A 16,765-nucleotide genomic window follows, 5' to 3' on the forward strand; every position below is an offset into this window, starting at 1 on the left:
CACTCAGCAACGCACCGAACGCCACCGCGGACTTGATCGTCCCCTGGAACGCCGGCCCCGCCTCCGTCACCCCCAGATGCAACGGGTAATCACACTGAGCCGCCAGCTGACGGTACGCATTCACCATCACCACCGGATCGTTGTGCTTCACCGAGATCTTGATGTCCCGGAACCCGTGCTCCTCGAACAGCGACGCCTCCCACAACGCCGACTCCACCAGAGCCTCAGGCGTCGCCTTCCCGTACTTCCTCAACAACCGCGCATCCAGCGAACCCGCATTCACACCGATCCGGATCGGCGTCCCCGCATCGTTCGCCGCCCGCGCGATCTCCTTCACCTTGTCATCGAACTGCTTGATGTTCCCCGGATTCACCCGCACCGCAGCACAGCCCGCATCAATCGCCGCGAACACATACTTCGGCTGAAAATGAATATCCGCGATCACCGGAATCTGCGACTTACGCGCAATCGTCGCAAGCGCGTCCGCATCATCCTGCGTCGGACACGCAACCCGCACGATCTGACAGCCCGACGCCGTCAGCTCCGCGATCTGCTGCAACGTCGCACCGACATCCGACGTCCGCGTCGTGGTCATCGACTGCACCGACACCGGCGCATCCCCACCGACCGCCACCGGCCCGACCTGGATGCGCCGCGAGGGACGGCGCATCGCGAGCGGCCGGGCCGGCAGCTCGGGGAGACCCAGCGCGACTGGTTCTCCAGTGGTCATGACGTCACCGGCTCCCGGAGACGGTCTCGCGCGCGGCACGCAGGGACTCCTTGAGCGAGCCCATCGTGGCGAGGACCGCAGTGGGCTCGTAGCCGCAGTGCGCCATGCAGTTGGCGCAGCGCGGATCCTTGCCGCGGCCGTACTTGTCCCAGTCGGTCTCCTCGATGAGTTCCCGGTACGTGGGGACGTACCCGTCGCTCATCAGATAGCAGGGCCGCTGCCAGCCGAAGAGCGAGTAGTTGGGGATCGCCCACGCCGTGCACGGGAAGTCCGCCTTGCCCTCGAGGAAGTCCAGGAAGAGCGGTGAGTGGTTCAGCCGCCAGCGGGCCCGGTTACCGCCCGCGAAGGACTTCTTGAAGAGCTCGCGGGTCTGCTCGACGCCGAGGAAGTGCTCCTGGTCGGGAGCCTTCTCGTACGCGTAGGCGGGCGAGATCATCATCTCGTCGACCTTCAGGTCGTCATTGAGGTAGTTCAGGACCTCGATGACGGTCTGCGGGGTGTCGGTGTTGAAGAAGGTGGAGTTCGTGGTGACCCGGAAGCCGCGCCGCTTGGCCTCCTTGATCGCCGCCACCGCCTCGTCGAACACGCCTTCCTTGGCGACCGATTCGTCGTGCCGTTCGCGCAGACCGTCGATGTGCACGGCGAAGGCGAAAAACGGGGACGGGGCGAATTTCTCCATCTTCTTGCGGAGCAGCATCGCGTTGGTGCAGAGGAAGACGTACTTCTTGCGCGCCACCAGCTGTCGCACGATTTCGTCGATCTGCGGGTGCATCAGGGGCTCACCGCCCGCGATGGACACCATGGGGGCACCCGATTCCAGCACCGCGCCGACGGCCTGGGCCACCGGCATCCGCTGCTTGAGCACTCCGGCCGGATGCTGGATCTTTCCGCAGCCCTCGCACGCCAGATTGCAGGCGAACAAAGGCTCCAGCTCGACAATGAGCGGGAATTTGTCCCGCTTGCGGAGCTTCTGTTCAATGAGGTACGTCGCAACCTTGATGGTCTGACGGAGCGGCATGGCCATCTAGCTCACCTCCTGGGGAGCAGCAAAGATCGGTGCCATTCATAGAAAGCAGGCAGGACAGCACGGAGAACACGGAAAGCCGATATTCCACCGCGTACCGTGCCGATGCGGACGAGCTCGTGCTCCGGAGCGTCCACGACCACCCGTACGGCCGCAACGGGGCGTACCCCGGTGCGCAGGGCGGTGCGGAGGGTGGCGGCGGACTCCATGTCCACAGCGATCGCTCCGGTGGCCCGCAGCTCGGCCCGCTCATGTCCGCGCACGACATGGCCGGAGCCGGTCAGCGGGCCGGTGTGGACGGTGCGTCCCGGCACCGTCCTGGCGAGTGCCTCGGCGAGCAGACCCGCGCCGGCGCAGGTCGTCGAGTCGCCGGCCTCCCGGGTCTCGTCGGCGACCACCAGGTCTCCCGGGTGCATGCCGGGCGCGAGCCCGGCACAGAATCCGGAGGCGATGACCGCGGCGCCGAGCGCCCGGTCCTGGCCGAGCGCGTGCGCCACGGCCGTCTCGGCGGCTTTCGGGCCCATGCCCGTGCGGAGCACGGTCACCTGGCCCGGGGCGTCGCCCGCCTTTCCTCTGCCACTGCGCAGGGCGAGTTGTTCGATACCGAGCGCGCAGGCGATCAGCAGCGGCGCCGCGGGGCCGGACGGCCCCGGTGCATCGCCCATCAGGCCCCCTCCCGGACGGCCGTGCGGGCGGCGAACGGGTCGCCGTACACGTACCGCCCGAGTGCGGTGAGCGGGAAGACCTGCCGGTAGAGGTGGTAGTTGATGGAGAAGTCCCAGGGGAACCCGGTGCCGGTGAAGTACGGTTCGTCCCAGGATCCGTCAGCCTGCTGGGCCTCGGTCAGCCAGGCGACACCCCGGGTCACCGCCGTGCTCTCACGCCGGCCGGCAGCGAGGAGGGCGAGGAGCGCCCAGGCGGTCTGGGACGCGGTCGACGAACCGTTCCCGATCCACTTCTCCTCCTGGTACGAGCGCAGGTCCTCGCCCCAGCCGCCGTCGTCGTTCTGCACGGACTCCAGCCAGCCAACCGCCCGGCGGATCGCCGGATGGGCTGCGGGCAGCCCGGCGGCGACCAGGGCGGGCACCACCGACCCTGTTCCGTATACGTAGTTGACGCCCCAGCGGCCGAACCAGGCACCGCTCGCCTCCTGTTCGGCGAGCAGCCACTCGATGCCGCGCCGGGTGGCCGGGTGATCGGACCGCCCCTCCATGGCCAGCATCTCCACCACGTGTCCGGTGACATCGGCGGACGGCGGATCGATGACCTCTCCGAAGTCGCAGAAGGGCAGCCGGTTGGGGAACGGACTGGTGTTGTCGGCGTCGAATGCGCCCCAGGCCCCGTTGCGGGACTGCATCCCAAGGTTCCAGCGCACCCCGCGTTCGATGGCGGCCTCGACACCGGCCGGATTCGGGTGCCGGACCCGGCGCAGGGCGAGGACCACCTCGGCGGTGTCGTCGATGTCCGGGTAGTTGTCGTTGTGGAACTCGAACGCCCAACCGCCCGGGTCAAGTTGAGGTCGGCGCACGGACCAGTCGCCGGGCCTGACGATCTCCTCGCCGAGCATCCAGTCCGCCGCTTTCACGAGCGCGGGATGGTCGGGCCTGAGTCCGGCATCGGCGAGCGCGATGGTGGCGAGGCAGGTGTCCCAGACCGGTGACTGGCAGGCCTCGATCATGCGGGCGCCGTCCTCGCGCCAGATGGCGAACCGGTTCAGCGAGTCCAGGCCGGCCCGCATCACCGGGTGGTCGAGGTCGTATCCGAGGAGATGCAGGGCGATGACGGAGTACACGGCGGGCGGCTGGATGCCGCCCCAGCACCCGTCGTTCTCCTGGCGTTCGATGATCCAGCGGGCTGCCGCGTTCATGGCGATCCGGCGCAGCCGGCGCGGGGCCACCTTGTGGTAGACGTGCAGGGCCTTGTCGAGTCGCTGGAAGACGCCGTCCCAACTGGCTGCCGGGGCACGGCGCTTGGGCGGGTTGGGGACGAGCGGGTCGGTGTGCAGCTCGTCGAGGGCGAAGGGCGCGGGCCGTACCGGACGCTTCGCCGAGACGACGGTCAGCGGCACAATCGTCTGCCGGGCCCAGCAGCCGAAGTCGTAGATGTTGAGCGGGACCCACTTCGGGAAGAACATCAGCTCAGGTGGGAGCTCGGGCAGGTCGTCCCACTTCCACCAGCCGAACAGGGCCAGCCAGATCCGGGTGAAGACGCGGCTCTCGGCGATACCGCCCTGTTCCCTGATCCACCTCGAGGCGCGGGCCATGTGCGGATCGTCCGGCCGGTCTCCCGCCAGCCGCAGCGCGACGTACGCCTCGATGGTGGTGGAGAGCTCGCCCGGCCCTCCGTGGAAGGTGGCCCAGGTGCCGTCGCCGAGCTGCTCGCCGCGGATGAAGCGGGCGGCCGACTCGACGGTGGCCGGGTCCTGAATGCCGAGGAACTGGCGGAGCAGCAGATCCTCGGCGTCCATGGTGACGTTGGTGGCGAGGTCGCCCTTCCACCAGCCCTGGTCGTCCTGTCTGCCGAGGAGATGCTCCACCGAGCGTTCCGCGGCCCGCCGCGCGGCGGCGAGTACGTCGTCCGCGACGATGGTTGATTCGGTCGGTTCGCTGGCCGAGGCTGCCCGGGGGTCAACAGCCCCGGTGCTTCCGTCGGTCGTCGCTGTCATGGCTTCCCCTTCGTGCAGTTGGTCCTCTGCTGTGCTGGGGTCTCCGTCGGTCGGCGCCCTTCGAGGGCGCCGACCGGCGACTGCGAGTCATATGCGAATGGTGATCATCTCTTTCGTACGACGACGAAGTCCGCGAGCGCCGTGAGCTGCGCACGCACGGTTTCCGGCATGTCGACAACGTGCAGCGCCTCGATGGCGATCGCATGCTGCCGACGGGCCTCCTGGGCGGTCCACTCGCGGCCGCCCGCCTCCTCGATGAGCGCCGCCCGGGCGGCGAACTCCTCCTCGGAGAAGCTGTCGAAGTCGGTGCTCTTGGCGTCCGCGGCAAGCAGCTCACCGAGGCGCTCCGAGGCCGGTCCGCCCGCGGCGAGCGCGGCGACGACCGGCAGGGACTTCTTGCGCTGACGCAGATCGCTCCAGGTCTGCTTGCCGGTGGACTCCGGGTCGCCCCAGATACCGAGCAGATCGTCGACGGCCTGGAAGGCGAGGCCGAGGTGGTAGCCGTACGCCTCCAGGGTGTCGGCGGTACGGTCGTCGGCCCCGCCGAGCACCGCACCGATGGAGACGGCGCAGGCGAGCAGGGCACCCGTCTTGTTGCCCTCCATCTCCAGGCACTCCTCGACGGTGACCCGCTCGCGGTGCTCGTAGGAGATGTCCTGGGCCTGCCCGTCGATGAGCTTGCGGGTGGCGGTGGTCAGCCGACGGGCCGCGCGGCCCGCCTCGACCGTGCCGAGCTCCAGCAGGATCTCGTTGGCCAGCGCGAACAGCGCGTCGCCGACCAGGATCGCCTGCGCCGGGCCGTGCACCTTCCATACGGTGTCCCGGTGGCGGCGCTGCTCGTCACCGTCCATCAGGTCGTCGTGCAACAGCGAGAAATTGTGCACGAGTTCGACGGCTACCGCGCCGGGGATGCCGGCCTCGGCCGCAGCCCCCGCCGCCTCGGCGGACAGCAGGGCGAGCGCCGGGCGGACGGCCTTGCCTCCGTCGCCGTCGGAGGGCCGGCCCTGGGCGTCGATCCAGCCGAAGTGGTAGGCGGCGACGGTGTCCATGGGCGGTGCGAGCCGGTCAACGGCGGCCCGGAGCACCGGAGCGGACAGGGCCCGTCCGCGCTCCAGAAGCACGGTGACGTCCGCGGTGTCTACCACGGTGTCGAAAGCCGGATTCGCCGGGGTCACTGACTCTCCTCTTGTTCCGGTGGTACTGCTCATGCCGCCTCCTGCAGCGGAAGTTCATGGGTGCGGCCGAGCGCACCGAGCGCGGCGTCCGCGGCGCTGCACCCGCTGCGCACCGCGCCCTCCATAGTCGCGGGCCAGCCGGTGGCGGTCCATGCTCCGGCCAGATAGAGGCCGGGGGCACGGGTGCGCGTCCCGGGGCGCAGCCGGCCGACACCGGGGGCGGGGGCAAAGGTCGCTGCGCGTTCCCGGGTGACGAAGAAGTCCCTGATGCCGGCTCCGCGGGCGGCCGGCAGGAGCCGTTCCAGCTCGGGCAGGTAGCGAGTGCGCAGCTCGGCGACGGGCAGGTCGATCTCCTCGTCGGCCGCTGACTGGGAGAGCGCGAGGTACTGTCCGGGGCCGGTCAGGCCCGAGGCGTCCGTACGGTCGAAGACCCACTGGACCGGGGAGCCGAGCGCGGCGAAGAACGGGCGGCGCAGCACCTTGCGGTCGTAGACGACGTGCACGTTGAGAATCGGCGAGGTACCGATGGAGAGCAGCCTGTCCGGCTCGTCGAGTGCGCCTTCGGGCAGCAGGTCGTGCGTCTCGCGGTGCGGGACGGCGAGGACGACGGTGTCCGCCTCGATCCGTTCGGCGCCCGTGTCGACGATCCAGCGTCCGTCGCCGGTGCGGGTGACGGTGTCGGCCTTGGTACGCAGCTCGGTCCGCACGCCGACGGAGTCGAGCGCCTTGCGGGTCAGCGTGTCGTGCACCTCGCCGAGCGGCACGCTCGCCCAGCCGATGTCGGCGGCGCCGGGCTCGGAGAGGAGTCCGGTCTTGAAGACCTTCGCGGCGAGGGCCAGCGAGGAGTTCGGGGCGGTGGCGTTGAGTGTGGCGACGCCGACGAGGTCCCAGAGTGCCTCGATGGTGCGCGGGGACTGCCCGTGGCGGGTCAGCCAGCTGCCGAAGTCGATGGCGTCGAGCGCCGGGTCGTCCGGGTCGAGCCGGCCGAGTGCCAGTGCGGCGCGCCCGACACCTGCCCGCTCGGCGAGCGAGAGATGCGGGTAGCCCGCCAGCCCGGCGGCGAGGTGGAACGGCACCGGCAGGGCGTTGCGGCGCAGCCGTCCGAGCCGGGGCCCCGAGGGACGTCCGACATCGAGAACGGGCACGTCCAAACGGTTTTGCAGGGGTGCCAGACGTGCGCCGCCGACCCGGTCGAGGAACCAGCGGTAGGCGGTGCAGCAGCGAAGGTAGACATGCTGACCGTTGTCCACCGTCAGTTCGCCGCGTTTGAAGGAGAAGGCGAGTCCGCCGAGCCTCGGCCGTCCTTCGAGCAGGGTCACGTCAAGCCCGGCGTCGGCGAGACGGAGGGCCGCGGTGATGCCGGCCAGTCCGCCGCCGATCACGACCGCGCGGGAGGAACGCAGGGCCTCGTCGGTCACGCGTCCCCCTTTCGCCAGGTCGCTCCGGTCGGACTCGTCTTTTCGGTCAGGCGCGCTGCTTCAGTCAGGGACGCGCCGGACCGTCGCAGGGTTGCCCCAGGTCTGGACAGAGTGTCCGTGATGCACATGGTGCGCGAGATATCTGCATTACGCATCAGACACGCCCCCGGGCCGTCCGGCGCGAGATGTACCGCGCGTCCAGACCCGACAGGCCGCGCACCGCGACGTACGCCTTCTCGTGGCCCGGCAGCGAAACCCGGCCGCGCAGCACCGCCTCGGGGTCGCGCTCGATCCGGTCGAGCAGGCGGCGGTAGATACCGGCCATGGCGGCCACACAGGCGCCGCTGCGGCGGTCCAGCATCGGCAGCAGCCGGTAGCCCTCGGCGAAGAGGGCGCGGGCGCGCCGCACCTCGAAGTGGACCAGGCCCGCGAAGTCGGAGCCGGGCGGCGGGGTGGCCCGGTGGAAGCCGGCGGAACAGCCGAACTTGGCGAGGTCGTCGGCGGGCAGATACGTACGCCCGTTGCCCGCGTCCTCGCGGACGTCGCGCAGGATGTTGGTCAGCTGCAGGGCGAGGCCGAGCGTGTCGGCGTACTCCGCGGCGCGGTCGGCTCCGGGTGCACCCGGTTCCGTACCGAAAACGCCCAGGCTGAGCCGGCCGATGGCCCCTGCGACACACCGGCAGTAGACCTTGAGGTCGTCCCACGTCTCGTACGTCGTGCCGCGCACGTCCATGAGCACGCCGTCGATCAGTTCGTCGAGCCCGCCGAGCGGCAGCGGGAAGCGGTTCGCGGCGTCGGCGAGCGCGACGGCCACCGGGTCGGTGTCGTCCTCGTCGATCGCGCCGTCCCGGATCCGGTCCAGCAGCGTGCGGGTGCTTTCCAGCCGGAGCCGCTTGGTCTCCGGCTCCAGCTCGCCGTCGCCGATGTCGTCGACCCGGCGGGAGAACGCGTACAACGCCGACATGGCCTGGCGCTTCTCGGTCGGCAGCAGCCTGATTCCGTACGCGAAGTTACGCGCCTGCTGTCCGGTGACGGCCTCGCAGTAACTGTATGCGGCCTGTACCGGCGCCGACATGTACGTCGTCTGTCCCTCCACGGTCCGGCTCACCCCTCTCTACGCGCTCTTCGCAAGACAACTCCCACCTCGCGCAGCAAGCTGGGCTTGGTGGGCTTGGGCGGTCCGGGCAGTACGTCGAACCCGGCGGCCGCGATCGCGGTGAGGGCGGCACGCCCCCCTCCCACAAATCCGGCGAGAAGCAGCTTGAGCCTGCCGTGGACGCTACCCACCAAGGGGGTGCCTTCATTCAGCAGGTTCCGGGCGCGTTCTGCTTCGTATGCAACCAGTGCACGCACCGATGCGCCCCCGGAGGGGGTTGCCAGGTCGGCCTCGGTGACATGGAACCTGGCCATGTCGTCGGCCGGCAGATAGATCCGGTCGCGCCCGAGGTCCTCGGTGACGTCCTGGAGGTGCTCGACGATCTGCAGGGCGGTACAGACGGCGTCGGAGCGGCGGATCCGCTCGGGGCTCGCGGTGCCGGTGATCTGAAGGACCAGACGGCCGACCGGGTTGGCGGAGAGTTCGCAGTAGGCGAGCAGCTCCTCGTACGTCCCGTAGCGCCGGACCTTCTGGTCCTGCCGGTTGGCCTCGATGAGCCCGAGGAACGGCTCGGGCGTGAGGGCGCAGCGCCGCACGGTGGGGCGCAGCGCGCGCAGCAGCGGGTGGCGCGGACCGTCGCCCGCGGTGTCGAAGACCCGGTGCAGGTCCGCCTCGAACGCGTCGAGCATCGCGAGCCGGTCATCGGTCTGCGCGGGATCCAGTCCGAGGTGGCGGGCGTCGGCGCCGCCGGGTGCGAGATCGCCGTCACCGATGTCGTCGACCAGGCGGGCGTAGCCGTACACCGCCATCAGATCGTTACGCCAGGCGCGTGGCAGGAAGAAAGGGGCCACGGGGAAGTTCTCGTCCGCGGCCTTGTCGAGCGTGGCGGGCACGGCGGCGTCATGGCGCGCCTGCCGGGTACGGGTCACCACTGACCGTCCGGCGCGGGGACGGCATATACACCTCGGAGCTGGAGATTTTCCGTCATTGCCGTCACATCTCCCGTTCTACACTGCTGACCCAAAACATCCCATTCCGGACACGCCGCCCGCTCTCCCGAGTGCGGAGGACCACCTACGGGCGGTACACCCAGGCGGTATCGCCCCACTTGCCACGAATCAGCACCGGTACAGCTTACGTTGTACAACGCCCAGGCATACGCCGGGGTGTAGCGCGCATTACAACAACACTGCGTTCTCCGCCAACCTTCCCCGCGTGCAAGGAAATTGACGTCATCCGGCGGGAGGAGATCTTCCCCGGGCGTGCGTCGGCGCGGCGCACGCCCCCAAGGCGTCCACGATCCGGACACGCAGCGGCCTCTGCCGGAGTGCTCCGGCAGAGGCCGCTGCGGTGTCGGAGAGCGGTTGGGGCGGGGGTGTTACTTCCCGGTCTCCCGCTCGTACGCCTTGAGGACCTCCTCGGTGGGACCGTCCATCAGCAGCTCGCCCTTCTCCAGCCAGAGCACCCGGTCGCAGGTGTCCCTGATGGACTTGTTGCTGTGGCTGACCAGGAAGACCGTGCCCGCTTCCTTGCGCAGCTCACGGATGCGCTTCTCGGAGCGGATCTGGAACTTGCGGTCCCCGGTGGCCAGCGCCTCGTCGATCATGAGGACGTCGTGCTTCTTGGCGGCGGCGATGGAGAAACGCAGCCGGGCGGCCATGCCGGAGGAGTACGTCCGCATCGGCAGGGTGATGAAGTCGCCCTTCTCGTTGATGCCCGAGAAGTCGACGATCCCCTGGTAGCGCTCGCGGATCTCCTCGCGCGTCATGCCCATCGCGAGCCCGCCGAGCACCACGTTCCGCTCGCCGGTCAGGTCGCTCATCAGCGCCGCGTTCACACCGAGCAGCGACGGCTGGCCGTCCGTGTACACCTTGCCGTGCTCGGTCGGCAGCAGACCGGCGATGGCCCGCAGCAGGGTCGACTTGCCGGAGCCGTTGGAGCCGATGAGACCGATGGCCTCGCCCCGGTAGGCGGTGAAGGAGACGCCGCGTACGGCGTGCACCTTACGGACTCCGCGCGCCTCGCCCTTGCCGCGGCGCAGTATCCGGCTCAGCGCCGCGGTGGCACTGCCCTTGCCTCCGCCGCCGGCGTTGACCCGGTACACGATGTGCACATCGTCGGCGATGACGGTGGGGACACGCCCCGAAGTGTTGTCCTCAGCCACGGCCGTACCGTTCCTCTGCCTTCCAGAAGTACAAAAAGCCCGCGACGCCGATGAAAGCCGCCCACGCGAGCCCGACGATCCACACGTGCGGCGGCAGGTTCTCGGAGCCATACCCATCGATCAGCGCGAAGCGGATCAGGTCCATGTAGATGGCCGCCGGGTTGTACTGCAGCACCCTGCCGATCCACTCCGGCTTGTCCTGGAGCATCACCGGGATGGAGAACATGACACCGGACGCGTACATCCAGGTACGCATGACGAACGGCATCAGCTGGGCCAGGTCCGGGGTCTTGCTGCCGAGCCTGGCCATGATCAGGGCGAGACCGGTGTTGAAGACGAACTGCAGGACCAGCGCGGGGACGATCAGCAGCCAGGAGAGCGACGGATAGCTTCCGAAGCCGACCACCACGACCGCCATCACGATCATCGAGTACAACAACTGCTGGAGCTGTTGCAGCGAGAACGAGATGGGCAGCGAGGCGCGCGGGAAGTGCAGCGCGCGGACCAGTCCGAGGTTTCCGGAGATCGCCCGTACGCCCGCCATCACCGAGCTCTGCGTAAAGGTGAAGACAAACACGCCCGTCACGAGGAAGGGGATGAATACCTCCTGGGGCATTCCCTTCCTGGTGCCCAGAATCAGCCCGAAGATCAAGAAATAGACCAGGGCATTGAGCAGCGGCGTGGCCACCTGCCACAGCTGGCCGAGCTTGGCCTGGCTGTACTGGGCAGTCAGCTTCGCCCGGGAGAACGCCATGATGAAGTGGCGGCGCCCCCAGAGCTGCTGCACGTACTCGAACAGCCCGGGCCGGGCTCCGCTCACCGTCAGGCCGTACTTTCCGGCCCGCTCGGCGGCGCTCAGGCCGTCGTCGGCGGATGGCGGGGTGCTCAGCGCGACCGCACCATCATGGGTTGTGTCACTCACCAGATGAAACTCTCGTATTCAAGATGCGCAGCCAGTCGCGGGCGCGGTTCAAGCGGACAGGTCCCGTAAAAAAAATACGCCTCATGCTCTCAGGGGAGAGCTTCTCAGATAACGGGAGGTCGGCCGAGTCTGGTCAGCCGCCATACCGTACGCCACTTCATCGGACGGCGCGGTCCGCAGGGTTTCGCCCAGCCTTCCCGGAATCCGCCGAACCACGCCTTCAGGGCGGGGCCCGAGGGCTTGCGGAGCAGGGTCAGCAGCAACCAGACGCCGAGGTAGACCGGCACCAACGGCGCCGGCAGATTACGACGGGCCAACCAGACCCGGTTACGGGCCACCATGCGATGGTAAACCGCGTGCCGCGACGGGGCAGTGGTCGGATGGTTGAGCACCATGTCGGCGCGATAGTCGATCATCCAGCCGGCGTCCAGCGCTCGCCAGGCGAGATCGGTCTCCTCGTGCGCGTAGAAGAAATCGCCAGGCAGCCCGCCGACCTCGGCGAGGACCTGGGTCCGGACGGCATTGGCGCCGCCGAGGAAGGTCGTCACCCGCGACGAGCGCATCGGGTCGGCGGCGCGCAGCCGCGGCACGTGACGGCGCTGGGTGACACCGGTGTCCGGGTCGGCGATCCGGAAGCTGATTATCCCCAGCTTCGGGTCCTCCTCGAACGCCTGCCGGCACAGCTCGGCGGTGTCGGTCAGCGGCAGCAGTCCGTCGTCGTCGAGGAAGAGCAGGGCGTCGACGTCGGCGCCGGACGGGCCGAAGGCCTCGATACCGACGTTGCGGCCGCCGGGGATGCCCAGGTTCTCGGGGAGCTCGACCGTCCGGACGCCCGGGGGGACGTCCGGGACGGGGGCGCCGTTGCCGACGACCACCGTCTCGATCCGGTCGCCGTCCTGCTTGGCGACCGAATCGAGGAGGGCACGCAGCTCGTCAGGACGGTTTCCCATCGTGATGATGACCGCGCCGAGCTTCATCGGCGTGCTCACTTCAGCCTGCTCGAGGCCAGGACCGACACGAGGTGCAGAAGGGTCTGCAGAAGGGCGACACCGGCCAGGACCGCGACCGCGAGTCGGCTGAAGAAGAGATCGTCCCGGACCGAGTCCAGGACGGCGGCGACCAGAATCACCAGTGACGCCTCGACGCACAGGATCAGCCGGTGGAACTTGAGCGCACCGGCGGCCCGGCGGGCGAGCGCCATGCCGGACGAGCGCGGCTCGGACGCGGCCTCCTTGACCGGCGGCAGCCCGCCCTGGTGACGTGCGACCCCGACGAGGTCGGTCTCCGCCTTGATCAGGATGGCGCCCAGGGCCGCCAGGGTACCCAGGAAGGCCCAGAGCCAGTCGATCCGTCCGCTGCCCCACAGGTCGGCGGCGCGCAGACCGAAGCCGACCAGCACGGCCGCGTCGCAGAGATACGCGCCGACACGGTCCAGGTAGACGCCGCCCAGGGAGAACTGCTGCTTCCAGCGCGCCAGCTCGCCGTCGACGCAGTCGAGCAGCAGGTAGAGCTGGACCATGAGAACCCCGAGCAGCGCGCCGGGGATACCCGGGACGAGCAGGGACGGAGCGGCGAGCACGCCGGCGACGGTCATCAGGTAGGTCAGCTGGTTGGGCGTCACCCTGGTGTTCACCAGATACCGGTCCACACGCAGGGAGAGCTCACGCATGTAGAGCCGGCCCGCCCAGTGCTCACCGCTGCGCCGGTCCTTGACGCCCGGAGGGTGAACGACCGGACGGAGTTCAGCTACGGATGGTCTTGGCATAGTCGGCGTACGCGTCCCTGATCTGGTCGGTGGACAGGTTGAGGTGTTCCAGGATCGTGAAGCGTCCCGGGCGCGTCTGCGGGGCGTAGTCGACGGCCTGGACGAACTCGTCGGCGGTGAAGCCGATCTCGTCGGGCAGGACCGGCAGCCCGTGGCGACGCAGCGCGGCCGCCATGAGCAGCGACTCCTCCCGCGCGCCCCGCAGGTGCATGGCGAAGCAGGCGCCGAGGCCGACCTGTTCGCCGTGGCTGGCGGCGCGCTTGGGATACAGCAGATCGAAGGCGTGGTTGATCTCGTGGCAGGCACCGGAGGCCGGCCGGGAGTCCCCGGCGACCGACATGGAGATACCGGTCAGCACCAGGCCCTCGGCCAGCACCTTCAGGAAGGAGTCGTCGCCGACCCCGCCCGGGTGGCGCAGCACGGCCTCGCCGGCCTGCCGGGCCATGGCCGCGGCGAGTCCGTCGATCTCCTCGCCGTTGACCTGGTGGGCGAGTTCCCAGTCGGCCACGCACGAGATGTTGGAGACCGCGTCGCCGATGCCGGAGCGCACGTAGCGGGTGGGCGCCTCACGGATGATGTCCAGGTCGATGACGACGGCGATCGGGGTGGGGACGCCGTACGAGCCGCGTCCGTTGTCGTTGTCCAGGGTCGCGACCGGCGAGCAGAGACCGTCGTGCGAGAGGTTCGTCGCGACCGCCACCATCGGCATGCCGACGCGCGCCGCGGCGTACTTCGCCACGTCGATGATCTTGCCACCGCCGAGCCCGACCACCGCGTCGTACCGGTCGCCCTTGATGTCGTCGGCGAGCTTGACGGCCGAGTCGATCGTGCCGTCGGCGACCTGGTACCAGTGGGCGCCGGGCAGCGCCGGGGCGAGCCGCTCGCGCAGGGCCAGGCCGGAGCCGCCGCTGATCGCGACGGCGAGCTTGCCGGAGGCGGAGATCCGCTGGTCGGCGAGGAGGGACGCCAGATCGTCCAGGGCGCGGCGCCGGATGTCGACGACGACCGGCGACGGAATGAGCCGGCTCAGTACTGGCATGCGATCTCCCGACCCTTGGCGAGGTCGTCGTGGTTGTCGATCTCGACCCACGTCACTTCGCCGATGGAGGCCACGTCGACGGTGAAGCCCCGGTCGACGAGCTCCTGGTAGCCGTCCTCGTAGTACAGGTCGGGGTCGCGCTCGAACGTCGCCTTCAGGGCGTCGGCCAGCTCCGCGGCGGCCTCGGGCTCGATGAGGGTGACGCCGATGTACTCGCCGGTCGCGGTGGCCGGGTCCATCAGCTTGGTGATGCGCCGCACGCCCTTGTCACCGTCGGTGATGACCTTCATCTCCTCGTCGGCGAGGTTCTTCACCGTGTCGAGGGCGAGGATGATCTTCTGGCCGTTGCCGCGGGCGGCGAGGAGCGTCTTCTCGACGGAGACCGGGTGCACGGTGTCGCCGTTGGCGAGGATCACACCTCGCGCGAGCACGTCACGGGCGCACCACAGCGAGTAGGCGTTGTTCCACTCCTCGGCCTTGTCGTTGTCGACGAGGGTGAGCGTCAGGCCGTACTTCGCCTCGAGCGCGGCCTTGCGCTCGTAGACGGCCTCCTTGCGGTAGCCGACGACGATCGCGACCTCGGTGAGGCCGATCTCCGCGAAGTTGGCCAGCGTGAGGTCGAGCACGGTCTTCTCACCGTCGACCGGCACGAGGGCCTTCGGAAGCGTGTCGGTGTAGGGACGCAGACGCCGTCCGGCACCGGCTGCGAGTACGAGGCCGATCATGCGGGTTCTCCTTCGTCGTGAACGGCAGGTGCTCCGGAGGAGACCCAGAAACGGATGGACTCGACGAGCACCACCAGTGCCACGGCCACTGCGAAAGTGGTGAGGGCCACGGTGAAGCCCGAATGCTGAGTGAATACGGCGGCGAGTACGGCCACCACCAAGGTCCGGCCCTCGTGCCCACCGATCGTCCGCACCAGCCACCGGGGCGGCGCGCCGGTGCCCCCGCGAATGCGGTACACCGTGTCGTAGTGATGGTAGGCGACGGCCGAAACCAGCCCGAAAGCCGCTGGAAGGGCTTGATCGACATCGCTGCGGGCGGCCAGAGCGAGGATCGTGCAGTACTCCGCCGCCCTGAATATCGGCGGTACGAGCCAGTCGAGTGCGCCCTTGAGCGGGCGGGCCACGGCGACGCCCGAGCAGACCGCGTAGAAGACCGCGGCGACGATCATCTGCCGGCCGCCGAACGGCTGCGTCAGCGCGGCGGCGACCAGGGCGAGCGCGCCGACGAGGGCTGCCGACGGCGCGGCCCAGCCGCTCCCGATACGGGGTCCCCGCGCCGCCACCAACTGGGCCAGTGGCCCGGAGTCGGCGAGGTCGGCGAGTGCCAGGGCGGCCCGGTCGGTGCGCTGCGCCTTGCGGGTCAGCGAACGCAGCAGGCGGCCGGCGGTGGTGTAGCAGGCAGCGACCGCGCAGCCGATCAGCAGGGCGTAGAAGACGATCCGCGGCGTGGTCACCGCGGTCAGTACGGCGATCATCGCCCACCGCTCACCGATCGGCAGCACTATCATCCGGCGCAGCCAGACCGTCCACCCGACGCTGTCGAGCTTGTCGGAGAGCGCCGCCGTCGGGCTGGAGTTGGCGACCGCGTCGTGGTTGGCCTCGTTGAACGAGAAGTCGACGACATGGCGGCAGGTCTGCAGCACCATCGCGCCGAGCGCGAGCGCCCATACGTCGTCGCCGTTTCGGGCGGCGCCGAGGGCGAGTCCCGCGTAGTACGCGTACTCCTTGGCCCGGTCGAACGTGGCGTCCAGCCAGGCACCCATCGTCGAGTACTGCAGCGAGTAGCGGGCGAGCTGCCCGTCGGTGCAGTCCAGGACGAACGAGAAGAGCAGCAGCAGCCCTGCGGCGATGTAGCCGCCGCGGCTGCCGGTGGCCGCGCAGCCCGCCGCAATCAATGCGGTGAGCAGGGAGGCGGTGGTGACCTGGTTCGGGGTGAGGCCGCGGCGCGCGCACCAGCGCGCGATGTAGCGCGAGTACGGGCTGATGAAGAACGTGGTGAAGAAGCCGTCGCGGGCCTTCACGGCGCTGCGCAGCCGCACCGCCTCGTCGTCGACCGCGGCCACGGCGGACTGCGCGGTGGCGCGGGCGGCCTGGTCGGCGGGCACGGCGGCGACGAGCGAGCCGAGCTCGGGGCGCTGCACGGTGGTGCCCTCGGCCTCCAGCGCGACGGCGATGCGTCCGGGCACGGTGCGGTCGGTGACGGGCACGGTGTCCGCGCCGCCGGCCCGTCCCACAGGGACGCCCGCGCCGACTGCCGCGGTGGTGCTGCGCAGGGCCTGGACGAGCGCGGCACGCGCTTCCGGCTGCGCGGTGAGCGCACCGGGCACGGTGACGGCGGGGAAGCGGGGGTCGGTCAGCCCGAGCCGGAGGGCGTGGACATGCCCGACGAAGCGGGGGTCGACCAGGGCGACGCGGACGTCGGCGGGAGCCGCGGCGAGCAGCTCCGCGGCTTCGATGACATCAGCGGCGGCCTGTACGTCGAAGCCCAGCGACCTCAGATCGTCCTCGAGCGACGACCCGGGTACCGGCGCACCGGTGAGGATGGCGGTCGACAGACGAACTCACTCCTTGGTGCTGACAGGGTCGGCGCGCGACAGTGCGGCCCGGATGCGGGCCGAAGGCACGTCGGCAGAGGCTATCTGATGAACGGAAGCGGGAGTTCACCGCCCGTTTATGTTCCGTTCGGGGTGGGTCGCCATCATGCGGCGCCGCCCGCGATCATCATCGTCGATCCCTGCCTCGCCCGACAAACCGCGGTGGCC

General features: G+C 69.6%; 15 protein-coding genes. All 15 read right to left on the minus strand.

Annotation, left to right across the window (positions count from 1 at the left end):
* Positions 1-730, minus strand: a 730-nt coding sequence (locus tag ACFYP5_RS22260) for a flavodoxin-dependent (E)-4-hydroxy-3-methylbut-2-enyl-diphosphate synthase (RefSeq protein WP_389038691.1), incomplete at its 3' end; no start/stop codon positions are given.
* A gap of 4 nt (positions 731-734) precedes the next feature.
* On the minus strand, positions 735-1,754 hold the full coding sequence (gene hpnH / locus ACFYP5_RS22265) for an adenosyl-hopene transferase HpnH (RefSeq protein ID WP_389038694.1): 1,020 nt from the start codon (positions 1,752-1,754) through the stop codon (positions 735-737).
* Positions 1,755-1,759: 5 nt separating this feature from the next.
* Positions 1,760-2,419: a 1-hydroxy-2-methyl-2-butenyl 4-diphosphate reductase gene (locus ACFYP5_RS22270; RefSeq protein ID WP_389038696.1), complete on the minus strand. Its 660-nt coding sequence runs from the start codon at positions 2,417-2,419 to the stop codon at positions 1,760-1,762.
* A complete protein-coding gene (gene shc / locus ACFYP5_RS22275; RefSeq protein ID WP_389038699.1) occupies positions 2,419-4,419 on the minus strand; it encodes a squalene--hopene cyclase in 2,001 nt (666 codons plus the stop codon). The genes ACFYP5_RS22270 and shc overlap by 1 nt, the downstream gene beginning before the upstream one ends.
* 104 nt (positions 4,420-4,523) lie before the next feature.
* Complete coding sequence (locus ACFYP5_RS22280; protein WP_389038701.1) at positions 4,524-5,627, minus strand: polyprenyl synthetase family protein; 1,104 nt, start codon at positions 5,625-5,627, stop codon at positions 4,524-4,526.
* Positions 5,624-7,012 carry a hydroxysqualene dehydroxylase HpnE gene (gene hpnE / locus ACFYP5_RS22285; protein ID WP_389038704.1) on the minus strand — a complete coding sequence of 463 codons (1,389 nt, stop codon included), beginning with the start codon at positions 7,010-7,012 and terminating at the stop codon, positions 5,624-5,626. The genes ACFYP5_RS22280 and hpnE overlap by 4 nt, the downstream gene beginning before the upstream one ends.
* Positions 7,013-7,166: 154 nt before the next feature.
* The gene (gene hpnD / locus ACFYP5_RS22290) at positions 7,167-8,087 is read right to left on the minus strand and encodes a presqualene diphosphate synthase HpnD (RefSeq protein ID WP_389039265.1); all 921 of its coding nucleotides are present in this window, start codon (positions 8,085-8,087) and stop codon (positions 7,167-7,169) included.
* A 29-nt stretch (positions 8,088-8,116) separates the two neighbouring features.
* Positions 8,117-9,037 carry a squalene synthase HpnC gene (hpnC, locus tag ACFYP5_RS22295; RefSeq protein ID WP_389039268.1) on the minus strand — a complete coding sequence of 307 codons (921 nt, stop codon included), beginning with the start codon at positions 9,035-9,037 and terminating at the stop codon, positions 8,117-8,119.
* Positions 9,038-9,486: 449 nt separating this feature from the next.
* Positions 9,487-10,272 (minus strand): ABC transporter ATP-binding protein, encoded by a 786-nt coding sequence (locus tag ACFYP5_RS22300; RefSeq protein ID WP_389038707.1) that lies wholly within the window; start codon positions 10,270-10,272, stop codon positions 9,487-9,489.
* Positions 10,265-11,194 (minus strand): ABC transporter permease, encoded by a 930-nt coding sequence (locus tag ACFYP5_RS22305; protein ID WP_389038710.1) that lies wholly within the window; start codon positions 11,192-11,194, stop codon positions 10,265-10,267. Before ACFYP5_RS22305 ends, ACFYP5_RS22300 begins: the two co-directional genes overlap by 8 nt.
* A gap of 104 nt (positions 11,195-11,298) precedes the next feature.
* Complete coding sequence (locus ACFYP5_RS22310; RefSeq protein ID WP_389038712.1) at positions 11,299-12,183, minus strand: glycosyltransferase family 2 protein; 885 nt, start codon at positions 12,181-12,183, stop codon at positions 11,299-11,301.
* The gene (locus tag ACFYP5_RS22315) at positions 12,180-12,959 is read right to left on the minus strand and encodes a CDP-alcohol phosphatidyltransferase family protein (protein WP_389038715.1); all 780 of its coding nucleotides are present in this window, start codon (positions 12,957-12,959) and stop codon (positions 12,180-12,182) included. Before ACFYP5_RS22315 ends, ACFYP5_RS22310 begins: the two co-directional genes overlap by 4 nt.
* Entirely contained in the window at positions 12,937-13,998 is a 1,062-nt protein-coding gene (locus ACFYP5_RS22320; protein WP_389038718.1) for an iron-containing alcohol dehydrogenase family protein, read from the minus strand. The genes ACFYP5_RS22315 and ACFYP5_RS22320 overlap by 23 nt, the downstream gene beginning before the upstream one ends.
* Positions 13,986-14,723 (minus strand): phosphocholine cytidylyltransferase family protein, encoded by a 738-nt coding sequence (locus ACFYP5_RS22325; RefSeq protein ID WP_313940233.1) that lies wholly within the window; start codon positions 14,721-14,723, stop codon positions 13,986-13,988. The genes ACFYP5_RS22320 and ACFYP5_RS22325 overlap by 13 nt, the downstream gene beginning before the upstream one ends.
* Positions 14,720-16,501 (minus strand): DUF5941 domain-containing protein, encoded by a 1,782-nt coding sequence (locus tag ACFYP5_RS22330; protein ID WP_389039270.1) that lies wholly within the window; start codon positions 16,499-16,501, stop codon positions 14,720-14,722. The genes ACFYP5_RS22325 and ACFYP5_RS22330 overlap by 4 nt, the downstream gene beginning before the upstream one ends.
* Between the last annotated feature and the right edge of the window lie 264 nt (positions 16,502-16,765).

This window comes from Streptomyces sp. NPDC005262 (genome assembly GCF_042872425.1).
Taxonomy (GTDB): domain Bacteria; phylum Actinomycetota; class Actinomycetes; order Streptomycetales; family Streptomycetaceae; genus Streptomyces.

What these genes read in the sequence shown, in the direction of transcription:
- hpnH (WP_389038694.1), bottom strand. Translation starts at nt 1,754, where the DNA reads ATGGCCATGCCGCTCCGTCAGACCATCAAGGTTGCGACGTACCTCATT.
- shc (WP_389038699.1), bottom strand. Translation starts at nt 4,419, where the DNA reads ATGACAGCGACGACCGACGGAAGCACCGGGGCTGTTGACCCCCGGGCA.
- ACFYP5_RS22280 (WP_389038701.1), bottom strand. Translation starts at nt 5,627, where the DNA reads ATGAGCAGTACCACCGGAACAAGAGGAGAGTCAGTGACCCCGGCGAAT.
- ACFYP5_RS22320 (WP_389038718.1), bottom strand. Translation starts at nt 13,998, where the DNA reads ATGCCAGTACTGAGCCGGCTCATTCCGTCGCCGGTCGTCGTCGACATC.
- ACFYP5_RS22270 (WP_389038696.1), bottom strand. Translation starts at nt 2,419, where the DNA reads ATGGGCGATGCACCGGGGCCGTCCGGCCCCGCGGCGCCGCTGCTGATC.
- hpnD (WP_389039265.1), bottom strand. Translation starts at nt 8,087, where the DNA reads ATGTCGGCGCCGGTACAGGCCGCATACAGTTACTGCGAGGCCGTCACC.
- ACFYP5_RS22325 (WP_313940233.1), bottom strand. Translation starts at nt 14,723, where the DNA reads ATGATCGGCCTCGTACTCGCAGCCGGTGCCGGACGGCGTCTGCGTCCC.
- ACFYP5_RS22315 (WP_389038715.1), bottom strand. Translation starts at nt 12,959, where the DNA reads ATGCCAAGACCATCCGTAGCTGAACTCCGTCCGGTCGTTCACCCTCCG.